This window comes from Limosilactobacillus panis DSM 6035 (assembly GCF_001435935.1).
GTDB lineage: Bacteria > Bacillota > Bacilli > Lactobacillales > Lactobacillaceae > Limosilactobacillus > Limosilactobacillus panis.
Map to the genome: position 1 here is coordinate 1 of NZ_AZGM01000084.1, position 556 is coordinate 556.

Consider the following 556-nt stretch of genomic DNA (forward strand, 5'->3'; position numbering starts at 1 on the left):
AATTAGAGCTATTCAAGTTCTTATATTTTATATGAGAGTTTGATCCTGGCTCAGGATGAACGCCGGCGGTGTGCCTAATACATGCAAGTCGAGCGCACTGGCCCAACTGATATGACGTGCTTGCACTGATTTGACGATGGATTACCAGTGAGCGGCGGACGGGTGAGTAACACGTGGGCAACCTGCCCTAAAGCGGGGGATAACATTTGGAAACAGGTGCTAATACCGCATAACTACGAAAACCACATGGTTTTCGTATAAAAGATGGTTTCGGCTATCACTTTAGGATGGGCCCGCGGTGCATTAGCTAGTTGGTAGGGTAACGGCTTACCAAGGCAATGATGCATAGCCGAGTTGAGAGACTGATCGGCCACAATGGAACTGAGACACGGTCCATACTCCTACGGGAGGCAGCAGTAGGGAATCTTCCACAATGGGCGCAAGCCTGATGGAGCAACACCGCGTGAGTGAAGAAGGGTTTCGGCTCGTAAAACTCTGTTGTTGAAGAAGAACGTGCGTGAGAGTAACTGTTCATGCAGTGACGGTATTCAACCAG

1 rRNA gene is annotated in these 556 nt (G+C 49.5%); it reads left to right on the forward strand.

From position 1 onward, the window contains the following. Positions 1-27: 27 nt before the first annotated feature. Positions 28-556, forward strand: a 16S ribosomal RNA gene (locus FD32_RS05935); the annotation flags it as partial.